At 64.6% G+C, this 17,155-nt stretch carries 4 protein-coding genes; all 4 read left to right on the top strand.

Features of this window, described 5'->3' with window-relative positions; genetic code table 11:
• Nucleotides 1-74 precede the first annotated feature (74 nt).
• The 4 genes from gspE (at nt 75) to HX815_RS14210 (ending at nt 17,116) form a co-directional block, all read left to right on the top strand.
• A complete protein-coding gene (gene gspE / locus HX815_RS14225) occupies nt 75-1,493 on the top strand; it encodes a type II secretion system ATPase GspE (RefSeq protein WP_008432561.1) in 1,419 nt (472 codons plus the stop codon).
• Nucleotides 1,493-2,704 carry a type II secretion system inner membrane protein GspF gene (gene gspF, locus HX815_RS14220; RefSeq protein ID WP_008432563.1) on the top strand — a complete coding sequence of 404 codons (1,212 nt, stop codon included), beginning with the start codon at nt 1,493-1,495 and terminating at the stop codon, nt 2,702-2,704. The genes gspE and gspF overlap by 1 nt, the downstream gene beginning before the upstream one ends.
• Before the next feature lie 483 nt (nt 2,705-3,187).
• Nucleotides 3,188-4,351, top strand: coding sequence for a substrate-binding domain-containing protein (locus tag HX815_RS14215; protein ID WP_003210472.1), 1,164 nt, complete (start codon nt 3,188-3,190; stop codon nt 4,349-4,351).
• Between the two features lie 201 nt (nt 4,352-4,552).
• A complete protein-coding gene (locus tag HX815_RS14210) occupies nt 4,553-17,116 on the top strand; it encodes a filamentous hemagglutinin family protein (RefSeq protein WP_177028443.1) in 12,564 nt (4,187 codons plus the stop codon).
• The last annotated feature ends 39 nt before the right edge of the window (nt 17,117-17,155 follow it).

The raw sequence follows: 17,155 nt of genomic DNA, 5'->3' as shown, positions 1-17,155 counted from the left end.
GCTGTAAGAGCGGAACCAATCGAAGCCGTAACCGAAGGAATGGATATGTACTCAACCAAACGAAGCCCAAAAGCATGAGCCTCCTGCCTTACGCCTGGGCCAAATCCCAACGTATCCTCCTTCACCCGGGAACCCAGGGCCCGACGCTGACCATCTGCCCCTCGACCCCCGGCTGGTCCATCAGCGAGGTCTACCGCCAGTTCGGCCAAACCCACCTGATCCAGGTGCGCGACGACGAACTCGACGGCCTCCTGGCCACTGCCTACGCCGACACCGGCAGCGCCGCCGCCGTCGTGGGCGCCGCCGAAAACGAAGTCGATCTCGACCGCCTCATGCAAGACATCCCCGAAATCACCGACCTGCTCGACACCCAGGACGGCGCCCCGGTGATCCGCATGATCAACGCCTTGCTCACCCAGGCCGCCCGCGACGAAGCCAGCGACATCCACATCGAACCCTACGAAACCCACTCCGTGGTGCGCTACCGCGTCGACGGCACGCTGCGTGACGTGGTGTCCCCGCGCAAGGCCCTGCACGGCGCTCTGGTCTCACGCATCAAGATCATGGCCCAACTCGATATCGCCGAAAAACGCCTGCCCCAGGACGGCCGCATCGCCCTGCGCGTGGCCGGTCGCCCCATTGATATCCGCGTCTCCACCGTGCCCACCGGCCATGGCGAGCGCGTAGTGATGCGCCTGCTGGACAAACAAGCCGGCCGCCTGCAACTGGAAACCCTCGGCATGGACCCCGCCGTCCTGGCCAAACTCGACACCCTGATCCGCCAACCCCACGGCATCGTGCTGGTCACCGGCCCCACCGGCAGCGGCAAGACCACCAGCCTCTACGCCGCCCTGGCCCGGCTGGATGCGAGCACCAGCAATATCCTGACCGTCGAAGACCCGGTGGAATACGACCTGCCGGGCATCAGCCAGATCCAGGTCAACGCCAAGATCGACATGACCTTCGCCCTGGCCCTGCGGGCAATCCTGCGCCAGGACCCGGACATCATCATGATCGGCGAAATCCGCGACCTGGAGACCGCACAAATTGCCGTCCAGGCCTCGCTCACGGGCCACCTGGTACTCGCCACCCTACACACCAACGATGCCGTCTCGGCGGTCAACCGCTTGATCGACATGGGCGTCGAACCGTTCCTGCTGGCCTCGTCACTGCTCGGCGTATTGGCCCAGCGCCTGGTGCGTCGGCTGTGCCCGCACTGCAAGCAGGAAGACCCGGCCGCGCCCGGCACCTGGCGGCCTGTCGGGTGCGCGCAGTGCAACCAGATCGGTTACAGCGGGCGTACCGGTATCCATGAATTGTTCTGCATCGACGACGAGCTGCGCGGGCTGATCCACCAGGGCGCCGGCGAGCAGGCCTTGAAAGCCGCCGCACGCCGCGCCGGCATGTTCAGCATGCGTGAGGATGGCGAACGCTGGGTACGCAGCGGCGCCACCGCCCCCGAAGAAATCCTGCGCGTAACACGGGACGCCTGATGAACCGATACCGCTACGAAGCCGCCGACGCCAGCGGCAAGCTGGAGTCCGGGCACCTTGAGGCAGACAGCCAGAGCGGCGCGTTTGCCCACCTGCGCAGCCGTGGCCTGACGGCCTTGCGGGTGCAGGTCGAGAACAACAACGAGCGTGCCGGCGGTGGCGGCCGGTTCAGCGCCAAACTCTCGGACAATGACCTGGCCTGGGCCACGCGCCAGCTGGCGAGCCTGCTCGGTGCGAGCCTGCCACTGGAGGCCGCGTTGAGCGCCACGGTGGAGCAAGCCGAGAAAAAACACATTGCCCAGACCTTGAGCGCGGTGCGCGCCGATGTGCGCAGCGGCATGCGCCTGGCCGATGCGTTGGCCGCGCGGCCCCGGGACTTTCCGTCGATCTATCGGGCGCTGATCGCGGCGGGGGAGGAGTCCGGCGACCTGGCCCAGGTCATGGAGCGCCTCGCCGACTACATCGAGGAACGCAATAACCTGCGGGGCAAGATCCTCACGGCGTTTATCTACCCGGGCGTGGTGGGGCTGGTGTCCATCGGCATTGTGATTTTCCTGCTCAGCTACGTGGTGCCGCAGGTGGTCAGTGCGTTTTCCCAGGCTCGCCAGGACCTGCCGGGGCTGACGTTGGCGATGCTCAATGCGAGTGACTTTATCCGCGCCTGGGGCTGGCTGTGTTTTGCCGGGATCGTGGGTGGTTTCTGGAGCTGGCGCCTGTACCTGCGCAACCCCGTGGCGCGGTTGAGCTGGCACAGCCGGGTGTTGCGCCTGCCGTTGATCGGGCGTTTTGTACTGGGCCTCAACACCGCGCGGTTTGCCTCGACCCTGGCGATTCTCGGCGGGGCGGGCGTGCCGTTGTTGCGCGCCCTGGAAGCGGCGCGCCAGACCTTGTCCAACGACCGCCTGAGCCAGTGTGTCAGCGACGCGACGGCCAAGGTGCGCGAGGGCGTCAACCTGGCTCCTGCGCTGGCGGTGGAAAAGGTCTTTCCGCCCGTGCTGATCCACCTGATCGCCAGCGGCGAAAAAACCGGCTCGCTGCCGCCAATGCTCGAGCGCGCGGCGCAAACCCTGTCGCGGGATATCGAGCGTCGGGCGATGGGCATGACGGCGTTGCTTGAGCCACTGATGATCGTGGTGATGGGGGCCGTGGTGTTGGTCATCGTCATGGCCGTGCTGCTGCCGATCATCGAAATCAATCAACTGGTGACCTGACTGCTGACGAAACACGATCAAAAATGTGGGAGCGGGCTTGCTCGCGAAAGCGGTGTGTCAATCAACACATGTCGCGCCTGATCCACCGCTTTCGCGAGCAAGCCCGCTCCCACATTTGAATCGCGTTTCTTCAAGACTATTTTCGCGCGCCCGACACGCGGGTCCCAACCTCGGGTTCCTCATTCTGTCATCTGCCCAACCCCACCACACGGCCCGTAACGCCTCCAGCCCGGTCCTCGAAATCCGCGCTGAAACCTCGCTGTCACCTCACCCCCAAACCGCTCAAAAGTGTGACCAAAACACCCGAGAATCTTTTTAAAAATCAAGCCGTTCCTCCCGAGGTTTTTTCCTTTAGCTGTCATCGGATGCTGCGAAATTTCATACCCATGGCCTCACCCCTGGGTACCCCCCGGAACACAGCCCGGGACCGAAGCCATAGCGTCATCTACCCCAACGTACAAACACGACGAAAGGAGCTTCTTCATGTTTAAGCGCAACGTTCTCGCGGTATCCATGACCCTCGCTGCACTGTGCTCGGCCCAGGCTGCCATGGCAGACATCAACGGCGGCGGCGCCACCCTGCCACAACCGCTGTACCAGACCTCCGGCGTATTGACCGCCGGTTTCGCCCCGTACATCGGCGTGGGCAGCGGCAAGGGCAAACTGGCGTTCCTGAACAACGACTACAGCCAGTTCGGCACCGGCACCAAGAACGTTCACTGGGCGGGCAGCGACTCGAAGCTGACCTCGACTGAACTGTCCACCTACGCCTCCACCAAACAAGCGACCTGGGGCAAGCTGATTCAAGTGCCTTCGGTCGCCACTTCGGTTGCCATTCCATTCAACAAGGCCGGTACCAACGCGGTTGACCTGAGCGTTGATCAACTGTGCGGCGTGTTCTCGGGCCGCATCACCACCTGGAACCAACTCCCGGCTACCGGTCGCACCGGTAACATCGTGGTGGTTTACCGTAACGAAGCCAGTGGCACCACCGAGCTGTTCACCCGTTTCCTGGCGGCCAAGTGCGTCAATGAGTCCAAGAAATTTGTGGTCACCACCAACTTCGCGGACAGCTTCGGCGTGCCACCAGGCGCCGTGCCTGCCGTGACCAGCCAAGGCGTGATGACCGCGCTGAACGCCGGTGATGGTCGCATCACCTACATGAGCCCGGACTATGCCGCGCCTACCTTGGCTGGCCTGGATGACGCCACCAAAGTGGCCAAGGTCGCCGGTGTTTCTCCAGCCCCTGATAACGTTTCCGCCGCCATTGCTGCTGTGCCCGTACCGGCTGCTGCCAACGTCGCCAACCAGAACGCCTGGGTACCGGTGTTTGCTGCCGCCGCCGATGCCAACGACCCAAGCGTCGTGCCTTACCCAAGCAGCGGTTATCCGATCCTGGGCTTCACCAACCTGATCTTCAGCCAGTGCTACGCCGACGCCACCCAGACCTCGCAAGTGCGTGCATTCTTCACCCGTCACTTCGGTGCCAGCGCCTTGAACAGCAACGACAACGCGATCAAGGCCAACCGCTTCGTGCCACTGCCAGCTGCCTGGAAAGCCGCGATCACCAGCAACTTCGTTACCGCCACCAGCGCGCTGAGCATCGGCAAGTCTGATGTCTGCAACGCCATCGGTCGTCCGCTGTAACCCACGCTTTTACCGACCGGCAACACCCGATCAGCAACGGCCTGTGCCGTTGCTGATTTTTGCGTTTGCGGCTCGGCTATCAGCCTTACATGAACTTTCCATGACAGAAGTTCAGTCCCGCCCCTCGCCAACCGCCTAACTCCCATACGTGACGCACTTCGCCAGTTCCCCATGGGCAATAACAAAGAAGGAAGCTTCCTGATGGTCCGCTGCAAACCACCGGTCAACCTGAATGCCCAAGGCCCTGGCGGCCAGACGATCCTGCGCCTCAAACCCCTGGCCCAGGCGATTGCCTTGTTCATGGTGGCAGGCAGCGCCCACGCGGCGACAGCGTTCAGCTCCGGCTGGTTTGCCGACAAGGGTGCCTCCCAGGCGGCGACAGCGGCCCGCCTCAACGGGGCGCAGGTGCCGGGGATTCCGTCGTTGAATCAGCAGGCGCGGGCGAACCAGCAGTTGTCACGTTCCATCAGCACGCTCAACAACAGTGTCGCGGCGATTGCGGCCCAGCAGGCCGCCCAGGCCGCTGGCCGGCAAGCGGCGCTCGGCCAGGTCTCGACGATTCCCGACGGCCTCGGCAAGGGCGGCTTGCAGGTGGACAACAGCCTGACCCAGGGCTGGACCAACGCCAAGGGCCCGACCCAGAGCCAGTCCGGTGGCAAGACCACGGTGACCATCGAGCAGACCGCCGACAAGGCGATCCTCAACTGGGAAACCTTCAACGTCGGACGCAACACCACGGTCGATTTCCAGCAGCAATCGAATTGGGCCGTGCTCAACCGTGTCAACGACCCCAACGCGCACCCCAGCGAAATCCAGGGCCAGATCAACGCCCCTGGCACAGTGATGATCATGAACCGCAACGGGGTGATCTTCAGCGGCAGCAGCCAGGTCAATGTGCGCAACCTGGTGGCGGCCGCTGCCACCATCACCGATGACCAATTCACCCAGCGCGGGATCTATGTGGATGCCAACGGCACCCAGCCGACTTTCACCGACGCGGCGGGCAAGGTCGAGGTGCAGCGCGGCGCGTTGATCCAGACTCACAACCCGGCCACCTCTACCGACGCCGGTGGCTACGCCTTGCTGCTCGGCTCGGAGGTCGAGAACGCCGGCAGCATCATCACCGCCAGGGGCCAGGCCACCCTGGCCGCCGGCGACAGTTTTTATATCCGCAAGGGCGTCGGCACCACGGGCAACGACCGCTCCACCACCCGTGGCAATGAAGTGGCCACCAGCCTCAAGGCCGGCAGCACGTCGGGCAAGGTCAGCAACAGCGGCCTGATCATGGCGTCGACCGGCGACATCACCCTCACCGGGCACCAGGTGCAGCAGAACGGCGTGGCCCTGGCCAGCACCTCGGTGGATACCCGCGGCACGATTCACTTGCTCAACGCCGCCAGCGACACCAGCGCCAGCGTGACCCTGGGCGAGGGCAGCACCACGGCGATCCTGCTGGACGCCAGCGGCAGCACCGCCCTCAACAGCCAGAAGGACAACGGCCTGATCAAGCTCGACGGCTTGCCTGCCAACCTGATCACCGGCCAGTTCAACAACCTCAGCGCGGTGGCCGACCGCACTGACCAGTCGCGGATCGAGATCGTCAGCGGCGGCACTGTGGATTTGCGCAAAGGCTCGATCACCCTGGCCACCGGCGGCCAGGTGGCGGTCAGTGCCGGCCAGCGCAGCCTGGTGCGTGACGGCGCGATGATCGACGTGTCCGGCGCGATTGGCGTCAAGGTGGCGATGGAAGCCAACAACATCAAGATCAACGTGCAAGGCAACGAACAGCGCGACGCGCCCGCCAACCGTGACGGCGGGCAATTGATCAACAACGACGTGTGGGTCGACCTGCGGGACCTGGTGTTCGTCCCGGCCGGCACCAACGGCTATGCGACGGACCGCTGGTACACCGCCGGCGGGCTGCTGGAAGTCGGCGGTTACCTGGGCACCCAGGGCCACTCGGTCGGCGAGTGGATGGCCCAGGGCGGCACTGTGACGTTCACCGGCAAGGACGTGGTGACCCAGCAGGGGGCCCAGGTCAATCTGTCGGGCGGCACCGTCGATGTGCAGGCCGGCTACATCCGCCAGACCTGGCTCAAGGGGCCTGACGGCCAGCTCTATGAGCTGTCGAAAGCCCCCGGGGACATTCTCTACGCGGGGATCTACAAGGGCTTTGAAGACACCAGCGTCCGCTGGGGCCGCAGCGATTTCTACTACAACCCGCTGGTGGCCCAGCAAAGCCGCTACGAGGCGGGCTACACCGTGGGCCGCGACGCCGGCAAGCTGGTGGTGGGCACCACCAACGCGGTGCTGGAAGGCCAGTTGATCAGCGATGTATTCCAGGGCGATCGCCAGACCCAGGCACCGAATATCAACCTTGATGGTTATCAGCAGTCACAGCAGGCCATGGCCCAGCGGGCGCAGTTGATCATTGGCCAGTACACGCCGGTGTACAACAAGGCCACCGGCACCTTGCGCTACGCCTTGACCCCGACCATCGACCAGGTGCTGATCGAGAGCAGCACGCAAAAAATCGCCGACGGCCTGGACCTGGCCACTGCGCTGCCGACCGAACGCCAGGGCAAACTGGTGCTCGACAGTGACCAGCTCAATGGCTACCGATTGGGCGCGATCAAGGTCGGCGCAAAGCAGCAGATTGACGTCAATGGCGCACTCAAGGTGGCTGACGGCGGCGACATCACCCTGTTCGGCCCCGTGGTTTCAGTCAATGCCAACCTCACGGCCCACGGCGGCAGCATCAACGCGGGCAACCTGCTGAATCAGGTCGACCTCAATCGCTCCAATGTCGTTGGCGATGTGATTCTGCCGGGCATCGGCCGGCTCGATGTGGCCGCCGGAGTCAAGCTGGACAGTTCCGGGCGCTGGAATAATCTGGCGCTGGACCCTTCGGCCACTGACGGGGTGGCGTATATCAACGGTGGCAAGGTGTCGTTGCGCAGCTCCGGCGACGTGAACCTCGCGGCGGGCAGCCTGGTGGAAACGTCGTCCGGGGCGACCATCGGCCTGGATGGCAAAGTCCGGGGCGGCAAGGGCGGCGACGTGACCGTGGGCGCACTGGGGGCTTTGGACCTGGGCGCCGAGATTCGCGGCTATGGCGTCAGCGCAGGCGGCACCCTGACCTTGCAGGCCAACAAGGTGCAGATCGGCCAGAGCCCGCAGGCGCCGGATGCCAAGACCTTGCAGTTGGCCGGGGATTTTTTCAAAAAGGGTTTTTCGGCCTATGACATTACCGGCAACGAAGGATTGCTGGTCGCCGATGGTACTCAGGTGGATGTGAACGTGTCGGCCTACCGGCTCTCGGAGCAGGCCGCCACGACGCCGGGTGGCGGCGATGCGGCCAGCGTGATGGAGCGCTGGACCCCGCCGCTTTACCAGGAAGACGCCAGCAAGGGCGTACTCGGCCAACGCCGTGGCGCCAGCCTGACTCTTTCCGCCGGCCACCTGGAGTCGCCTGCCGAGCAACTGCCGACAACCGCGCTGGTGGTCGGCAAGGGCGCGGTGATCAGCGTCGACCCGGGCCAGTCGATCAACCTGCGCAGCATCGGTCAACTGACGGTCGACGGCACGCTCAATGCCTGGGGTGGCAGCGTCAACCTGAACGGCCTGACCACGCGCGCGTTCGAGCCGGCCAACGCGGTTGGCCACGGCCGCTCCATCTGGCTGGGTGAAAACGCACTCATCGATGTCGCCGCCCGGGCCGCGACTGCCGTGGACAATCGCGGGAGCCAATACGGGTTGGTCCGTGACGGCGGCAAGATCAGCATCGGTGGCGAGATCAACCTGAGCACCGGCACGGTCACTGCCAGCGACCTGTTTGTGGTGGTACGCGAGGGCGCCCGGCTGGACGCGTCGGGCACGCAAGCGGTGTTGGATGTGCCGGGGCAGGGCGCAACCCGGGTGGCCAGCAATGGCGGCAGCATCAGCCTGGCGTCCAACAATGGCTTGTACCTGGACGGCAGTCTGGTGGCCCGGGCCGGCGGTGCCGGCGCAGCGGGCGGCAGCCTGAACGTAGCGCTGGACAGCCCGTATTACACCAAGAGCAGTGTCACGGATCGCGTGCTGAAGGTGCGTGAATTGGTGCTCGGCCAGACCCATCAGGCCCACACGCTCGCCGGCACCGCCGCCGACGCGGCCGACAGCCTGGAATACGGCCACGCTCGCCTGGGCGTCGACCAGGTCAGTGCGGGCGGCTTCGACAACCTGGCATTGATGAGCAACGGCCTGTTGAGTTTCGACGGCGATGTGTCCTTGAACATGGGCCAGAGCCTGCGCCTGTACAGCGGTGCCTTCAACCTCAGTGAGGGCGCGGCAGCCAATGCCCGGGTGAATCTGTCGGCACCGTCTCTGCTGCTGTCCGGCATGGATTCGCCGGCCCGGGAGTTCTACGTGAACCCGGTGTCGGTGTTGCCGTTACCCTCGCTGCGCGCCACCGAGGCGCAGTTCAATGCCAGCGGCAGCTTGATCGATGTGCGCGGCAGCGTGTTGTTTGGCAGCAAGGGCAAACTGCGCCAGGCCGACGACAGCCTGATCGGCCTTGAGCGTCGCGGCTTTGATCAGGTCAACCTGACCAGCCAGGGCGATCTGCGCTTCCTGGCGGGTGCGAACCCGGACGGCGTGGCCTTGAGGGTCAGCACCCAGTTATTGACCCAGGGCGACATGACCTTGCGGGCGGCGCAGTTGTATCCGGCCACGGAGGTCGGTGCGCGGGTCATTGCCGGCTACCTGAGCGAATTCAACAGCCTCAACATCACGTTCGACCCGCTGCGCACCCTGACCATTGGCCGTACCGGCAACACGGATGCCGCGGTGCCTTACTCGGCATTCGGGCGCCTGCAACTGGGCGCCGCGACGGTGCGGCAGGGCGGTGTGGTGCGGGCGCCCCTGGGGTTGATCGATATCGGCAGCATGGGCAGCAGCCAGGTGCAATTGCTGCCGGGCAGCGTGACGTCGGTGAGCGGCAGGGGCCTGGTGCTGCCGTATGGCGGCACCCTGGACGGGCAGGTCTATAAGTACAACGGCAAGACCGTGACGTTTGTCGGCCAGGGCGGGCTGGTCAACCAGGACGCGGAACTCAGCGTCGGGGTGATTCTCGGCGGCCAGTCGGTGCAGGTGCAGCCTGAGGCTACCCTGGACCTGTCGGGCGGCGGCGAATTGCTGGGGGCCGGTTTCGTTTCCGGGCGCGGAGGCTCTACGGATGCGCGCTACAGCCCACTGGTGCAGTTTGGTGCCAATGGCGGTTTTGTGTTGCCGGGCCTGGGCACCAACCCGATTTACGCCATCGTGCCCGGGGTGCAGCCTGGCTCGGCGCCGGTGGCACCGGAGAAGGGCGCAGTCGATCCGTTGGTGGGCCAGCAGGTCACCATCGGCGCCGGAGTGCCGGGGCTGCCGGCGGGCACTTATACCCTGATGCCGTCCACCTACGCCTTGATGCCCGGCGCTTTCCGCGTCGAGGTCAACGGCCTGGCCGGTCTCGGCAGTGATGCCGCCACCCAGCGGATGCGCAATGGCTCCTGGTCCACCGCCGGGCGCTTGTCCATCGCCAACACCGGGATCGGCAACAGCGTTGCCAGCCAGTTGATTTTGACCTCGGCCGATACCTTGCGTCGCTATTCCCAATACAACGAAACCAGCTACGCCCAGTTCGCCATGGCCGACGCTGCGAAACAGGGTGTGCCACGCCCGATGCTCGCCATCGACGCCAAGACCCTGAAACTGGCCTTGCGGCCAGGGGGCGGCGCTGATGCGTTTTCGTTCCAGGGCATAGGCCGTTTTGAGGCCGCGGCGGGTGGCTATGGCGGCGCGGTGGCGGTGATTGATCCAGGCAAGCTTGGTATTGAAGTCGTCGCGGCGGGCAGTTCCGCAACCAGCGGTTTTTCCGGCATTACCTTCAACGATGAGAGCCTCAACGCCTTGGGAGCCTCGCGTTTGATGGTGGGGGGGATGACGGCAGTTACGTATGGCCAGTCCGGGAATTACATCGTCCTGGCGGGCGGTACGAGTCGGGCCAACAGCACCGTCACGCTTCGGGAAGGTGTGACGCTCGCAGCGCCGGAAGTCTTTTTGTTGAGTGACACCAACGCGATCGTCCTGGAGCAGGGCGCATCCATCAACACCATCGGCCGTGGCAAAGCCAGCTACGACGCTCGTGACGGTTTTATCTACAAAGTCACCAATATGCTGGCGGCGTCCAACGGCTTGCTCAATGTCATTGCATTCAATACGACGGTGCCCAGCGGCGGGATCAGCATCGGTGTGTGTGACACGGGCCTGTGCAGCGGGCAAACCGGGCTGTACTCCGAAGGCAGCATCGTGGCGTTGACCAACAATACCTTCCAGTTGGGCGACCAGGTGCGCTACGGCACCCGTCACCTCAACCTGGGGGTCAACACCATTAACCTCGGCAGCGCCCAAGCCCTGGCCGCTGCCGCTGTGGCCAATCAGTTGCCGGCCGGCCTGACACTCACCCAGGCGCTTCTTGATCGCCTGCTCAAAGGTGATTCACAGTTCGGTGCGCCGGCCCTGGAAACCCTGCAGCTCTCGGCGCGGGACAGGTTCAACTTCTACGGCAGTACCTCCCTGGACACCTATGACCCACTGACGGGTAAGTCGCGGCTGAGCAACCTGATGCTCTCCACTCCGGCGATCTACGGTGCCGGTGGCGCTGGCGACGTGGCCAACATTCATACCGCCAACCTGATCTGGCAGGGCGCGACCACCCCACCGGGCTCGGTGATCGCCGGCGGGGCGGGCACTGGCAGCGGGCGCCTGGATATCAACGCCGAGCGTATTGAGTTCGGCTACGGCGCCTTTGCCCAGACCAACACCGTGAGCAGTTTCGATCGCCTGGCTTTGGGCTTTGCCAGCGTGAACCTCAATGCCAGCGAGCGCATTACCGCCAACCACAAGGGCAGCCTCTCGGTGTATCAGAGCCAGGGCGCCTATGACCCGGTGAAGGGCTTCCAGTACAGCGGCGGCGACCTGAATATCCTCACCCCGCTGATGACCGGCGAAGCCGGTTCGGTGAACCGCATCACCGCAGGTGGGGCGATTGATATTGCAGCGTCCGTGGGGGCGCGTGGCAAGGCCGACGGCCAGGGCGCCGAACTGTCCCTGCAAGGCGACAGCATTCGCCTGGCCACGGCGGTAGTGCTGCCCAGCGGTAAAATCAGCCTGGGCGCCCGGGGTGATGTGGTGCTGACGGATGCGGCGTTGATCGACGTGGCCGGTGGCGCCACTGTGTTCAACGATGTGACCCAATACGGCGCGGGCGGCACTGTGCTGCTGGACAGCCGCAGCGGCAACATACTGCAGGCTGCCGGCTCGACCATCGACCTCTCGGCCAAAAACAACCAGGCCGGCAAACTGCGGGCGGTTGCGGTGGACGCGGCGGGCGGTATCGTCGACCTGCAAGGCACGATCCTCGCCGGCAGCAGTGGCTATTACGATGCGGGCGGGACCACGATGCCTTATGAGGCCGGTACCGTGGAAATCCAGGCCCAGCGCCTGGGCAGCAGCGGTTTGCTGGACCAGCAGTTCGCCGACCTCAACCAGCGCCTGAATCAAGGCCAGGTGTTCGGCACACGCAGCTTCCAACTCAAGCAGGGCGACTTGACCATCGGTAATGGCCTCAAGGCCGGCACCGTCAACGTCTCCGTGGACAACGGCAGCCTGCGGGTCACCGGCCTGGTGGACGCCAGTGGCGAGCGCGTCGGCAGCATCAACCTGGCCGGCAAGCACGGCCTGACCCTGGACGGCGGCGCGGTACTCGACGCCCATGGCAGCAAGCTGCGGGTGGACAGCTACGGCAAGATCATCGACTCGCCCAACCGGGCCATGGTGGTGCTCGGCTCCGGCACCGGTCAACTGACCCTGGCCGATGGCGCACGCATCGACCTGCGCCACGGCACCGAGGCGGTCCAGGGCAATGACGGGCGCAACCGCGGCACCCTGGAACTGAATGCACCACGGCTGATCAACGTCGATGGCACCAGCAACGACATCAACATCGATGCCCATGGCCGCCTGACGATCCAGGGCGCGCGCTCGATCACCCTCAACGGCATGATCAGTTACGACGATGCGCCACTGGTCACCGATCCGACGGCCAGCGGGCGGCCTTACCAACAGATCGACCAGGCCTACCTGGATGGCAAGCATGTGCTGAGCACGGCCTTTATCAACGGTGCATTGCTCAACCAGAACCTGCTGCAAAACAAACTCGCCGGGCTTAACAATGCAACCTACGCCGATGCCTTCCACCTGCGCCCGGGCGTGGAAATCGTCAGCAAGACCGCGGACGGTGACCTGGTGGTGCAGGGCGATCTGGACCTGTCCGGCTACCGTTACGCCAGCCTCAACCCCCACAGCCAGAAAACCTCGGTGTATGGCTCCGGTGAGTCGGGCAGCCTGACTCTGCGCGCCGGTGGCGACCTGAATATTTACGGCAGCATCAACGACGGTTTTGCACCGCCACCGCAGACCGTCGATGACAAGGGCTGGGTGTTGTTGCCGGGTATCGACTTTACCGGCGGCACGATCATCGTGCCGGGTAACGGCATCACCCTGGCGGACGGCACGACCTTCCCGGCGGGCACCGTGCTCAACTACGACCTGCCGATCAAGGCCGTGGGCGTGGCCGCCGGTACGCGCTTGCCGACCCGGGCGACGCTGAACCAGGACCTGACGCTGCCTGCCGGTACGGTACTGGCCGCAGCAGTGTTCGACAGCGCGGGCAATCTGCTGTTTGCCGCAGGCACGTTATTGAGCCAGGCACACACCCTGGCGGCCGGCTCACAGCTGGACGCCGGCAGCCTGCTGACCCAGGACACCCGGCTCGGGGCGCTGACCTGGCCCAAAGGGGTGCCGTTGCCGACGAACTACGAGGCGCTTAACCCGACGCAAAACCACGTGACCCTCAATGGCGACATACCGCTGCCGCGCGGCGCGTTGATTCCTTCCGGCACCAACGTCAAGTTGCCGGGCGGGGCTGAGTCGGTGGCGTTGCGCCCGGAAGTGGCGGGGCGCCAGGGCAAGCTGTGGGCCCTCTCGCCGATGCTGGCCGAAGGTTCGCAATCCTGGTCGCTGCGGTTGGTTGCAGGTGCTGACACCGAGGCGGCCGACAGCCGCATCCTGCAAGCCCATCCGCGCAGCGGCGACCTGCGTTTGGCTGACAGCCACTACGGCATGTTTGCCAAGGAGATGCCCGCCAAGGGCAAGTTGACCTGGACCGCCTTCGCGGTGGAGGACTTTGCGGCCAATGGGGTGGTGGTCAAGGAAGGCGACCCGATCGACCAAAAGATCCTCGATGATTTCGGGCTGGGTTCGATTGATGATTTCTGTGGGGGCAATCCGGCGTACTGCGCCGTGAAAGTTGGCTATGTCTGGACCGAATTCGGCGCCAAGGACCTGGCGGACAACGGGATTATCGTCACCGTCGGAACGCCGATCGAGCAAAGCATCCTGGACCAGTTCGGTATCCCGTCCATCGATGAGTTCTGTGCAAGCTCGCCCGCCTACTGCCAGGCCCAAAGCGGCAAAGAGTATGCGGCGACCCCCTCCAGCAGCCGTTTCAGTGTGATTCGCACCGGTACGGGCGACCTCGAACTGCTCAGCGCCGGCGACTTGAGCATGGACTCCCTGTACGGGGTCTACACCGCCGGTACATCGTCCACTGCAACCGGTGCCAGTGACCCCTACAACCAGCCCAAGGCGCTGAACAGCGCGAAGACGGTGCTGAACGATACCAACAGTTATTTTGAACAGTTCGTCAACGGCTCATCTGACAGCCTGTACCGTGCCTGGTACCCGGAGGCAGGGGGGAATTTGAGCGTGAACGTGGGGGGCAACCTGACGGGGAATATCCTGGGAGGCGTCTTCAACCCAAGTCGGCCCAACCCCCTGGATAACGGCATCGACTCCGCCGATGTGGCCAACTGGCTGTGGCGCCAGGGCAGCGGCACGGTGAACACCGGCGGGCAGGCGCAGCCGACGGCCTGGTGGATCAATTTCGGTAGCTATACCGCCAACGCCTCCAAGGCTGATGCGTTCGTCGGGTTTACCGGTTTTGGCACCCTCGGCGGCGGTGACGTGGATGTACAGGTAGGCGGGGATGCCGGTGTGTTTCGGCGCATGGACGGCAACCCAATGTCGGCCTCTGCCAACCCGCGCAGCCAGGGGCTGGTGCTGGCGGTTGGCAGTACCGGGCGGGTTGCCGGTGATGGCAGCCTGCAGTTGACGGGCGGTGGTGATCTGCGGGTGCGTATCGGTGGCGCCCTGAACCCTGGCAGCGTGGTTGATGTAAACGATCAGAACGGCCAGTTGGTGAATATCCGGGGCAATGTCCAACTGCAAAGTGCGACCACGGGCCGGATCGACCTGACCTACGGCAGCAACAGCTCTGAGCAGAGCCCGGGCGAAACCCGGGCATTCGATCCGTTCCAGGCGACCCGTGGCCGGGCAGTGGGGGGCATCACCCTGGTGCCGGGGGATGCCACATTCAACCTGACCACATTGGGTGACCTGGTGCTGCAGCAAGTGATTGACCCGGGCCGTGTCGTCCTGCTGAACAACTCATCGTTTACCCGTGGCGGGACGAGTGGGACCGGCGAAAGTTGGTTCTCGTTATGGACCGGGCACACGGCAATCGACCTGTTTTCAGCGGGGGGCAACTTGACGCCATCTGTCTCCGCCGCAGCGTCCGACCTGGCAACTGTCTACCCATCGATCGTTCGAGCGACGGCGGCTGGCGGCAGTATTTATTACGGAAGCGCCGTCCTGGGGTACCAAGCCGATACGAGTCCGATAAATGCCTTGGTGCTCGCCCCCGGTGCCAGCAGCCAGTTGCAATTCCTGGCCCATGACTCGATTTATGCGGGCGGTATGTTTGTCACGCCTTCCGGGGCCGACCCCAGCATCATGGCCACACCTTGGCGGCCGGCGTTCGTCGGGACCATTGATGGTCAGGTGGTTGTCGATGGCAACAATCTGTCGGAAAACGGTAGCTCGTCGGGTTCCATTCCGCGTCCTTTGTTTGCCTTTGGCTCCGCCACGGCGTCGGCAGCCGCTTACGCGCCAACGGAACCGGCGCGGTTCTATGCCTTGACCGGCGATCTGGTGGGGGTCAGCAGCGGCCGGACCCTGACGTTCAATTCTTCCCCCTCGTTTTTGCATTCAGGGCAGACCTGGTACGAGGGCAACGGGCCAGTTTGGATGATGGCGGGGCGAGACATTGTCAGCAGTGGCAGCCGTTTTAATACGGCCCCTGGTGCGGTCAGCGAGCAGTCGACCGGCAACCTGTTCATCCACAACAACCCCACTGACATCTCCATCGTCTCCGCCGGGCGCGACATTCTGTACAGCAACTTCCAGGTTGCCGGTCCTGGCCTGCTGGAAGTGACGGCGGGCGGCAATATCCTGATGTCCGGGCGTGACCCGGCGAAGGGCGGCGAAGTCAGCATCACCAGCCTGGGCCCGGTGGTCGCGGGTGACAACCGCCCTGGCGCAGGCATCGTCATGCAAGCTGGCGTCGGCCCCAACGGCCCGGATTACCGGCGCTTTGTCGAGGCCTACCTGGACCCGGCCAACCTCGTCCAGCCAGGCGAAGCCCTGTCGATCCAGGGCGGCAAGGTCGCCAAGACCTATGAGAACGAACTGGTCACCTGGCTCGCCGAGCGCTTCGGTTTCGTCGGCACCCGCGAGCAGGCCCGCGCGGTTTACGCCGCACTGCCCGCTGAACAGCAACGGGTGTTCGCCCGTGATGTGTACTTCGCCGAACTCAAGGCCGCCGGCCGTGAGTACAACGCGGTGGGCGGTGCGCGCCAGGGCAGCTATGTACGGGGGCGTGCAGCGATTGCCGCGCTGTTCCCGGACAAGGACGTGGCCGGCAACCCGATCACCTACAAGGGCGATATCACGTTGTTCGGCGGCTCGGGTGTACACACCAATTTCGGCGGCTCGATCCAGATGCTCACCCCGGGCGGTGGGCAGACCTTCGGCATCGAAGGCGCGGCACCTCCGTCCACCGCCGGTGTGATCACCCAGGGCGCCGGCGATATCCAGCTGTATTCCATGGGCAGCATCCTGCTGGGCCAGAGCCGCATCATGACCACCTTCGGCGGCTCGATCATGGGCTGGTCCGGCGAGGGCGACATCAACGCCGGTCGCGGATCCAAGACCACCGTGGTGTACACGCCGCCCAAGCGTGTCTACGACAACTGGGGCAACGTGACCCTGTCGCCGGCGGTGCCGAGCACCGGGGCGGGGATTGCCACCTTGAACCCGATTCCGGAAGTGCCGGCCGGAGACATCGACCTGATCGCCCCGCTGGGTACCATCGATGCGGGTGAAGCGGGGATTCGGGTCTCGGGCAACATCAACATTGCCGCGTTGCGCGTTGTAAACGCCGCCAACATCCAGACCCAGGGCAAGTCGTCCGGGGTGCCGGTGTCGGCGGCGGTAAACACCGGGGCCATGACCTCGGCGAGCGCAGCCGGTGCGGCGGCGTCCCAGGCGGCGGAAGATGCCGCGCGCAGCCAGCAGGCGGCGGCCAAACAGGGCCGGGCGTCGATTGTCACGGTGGAAGTGTTGAGCTTTGGCAGCGAGCCAGTGGAGCGCAAGCCGGAGGACGGGCAGAAGACCTCGGGCTACAACCCCAACAGCCCGGTTCAGGTGCTTGGCGCCGGACCGTTGAGTGACCAGGCGCGGGCGCGGTTGACGGATGAGGAGCGCCAGCAGATCAGCTTGTAGTTTTAGAAAAGGACCTCTCGTTGTATTTGGGGCGATCAT

Origin of the sequence: Pseudomonas sp. E6002 (assembly GCF_013385565.1) — a bacterium.
Taxonomy (GTDB): domain Bacteria; phylum Pseudomonadota; class Gammaproteobacteria; order Pseudomonadales; family Pseudomonadaceae; genus Aquipseudomonas.
This window is presented reverse-complemented; position numbering and strand designations above follow the sequence as displayed.

Bases quoted from the DNA above. Each gene is read 5' to 3' on its own strand.
- gspE (WP_008432561.1), top strand. From the start codon at position 75: ATGAGCCTCCTGCCTTACGCCTGGGCCAAATCCCAACGTATCCTCCTT.
- gspF (WP_008432563.1), top strand. From the start codon at position 1,493: ATGAACCGATACCGCTACGAAGCCGCCGACGCCAGCGGCAAGCTGGAG.
- HX815_RS14215 (WP_003210472.1), top strand. From the start codon at position 3,188: ATGTTTAAGCGCAACGTTCTCGCGGTATCCATGACCCTCGCTGCACTG.
- HX815_RS14210 (WP_177028443.1), top strand. From the start codon at position 4,553: ATGGTCCGCTGCAAACCACCGGTCAACCTGAATGCCCAAGGCCCTGGC.